This window comes from Halomonas sp. ND22Bw (assembly GCF_003011945.1).
Taxonomy (GTDB): Bacteria; Pseudomonadota; Gammaproteobacteria; order Pseudomonadales; family Halomonadaceae; genus Halomonas; species Halomonas halophila.
Map to the genome: position 1 here is coordinate 1 of NZ_PXWD01001351.1, position 253 is coordinate 253.

At 68.0% G+C, this 253-nt stretch carries 1 pseudogene; it reads left to right on the forward strand.

From position 1 onward, the window contains the following. Positions 1-253: pseudogene (locus tag CVH10_RS26230) on the forward strand (hypothetical protein); the annotation flags it as partial.

The following is a 253-nucleotide window of genomic DNA, read 5'->3' on the forward strand; positions in this document are numbered from 1 at the left end:
ACCGCGCCCGTTCCCCCGCCGGCGGTCGCCGACTGGCGCACCTATCGCCGCCTCGGACGCTATCTGCGCCCTTACGCGCCGCGCCTTTTCGTCGTGCTGGCGATCAGTCTTGCCTCCACCGCGCTCAATCTGGCGCAGCCCTATCTGTCGAAATTGATGATCGACGACGCGCTGATGCGGCACGATCTGCGCATGCTGGCGATCATTTCCGGCGCGCTGCTCGGCGTGACGCTCACCGAAAGGGGGGGGCGGC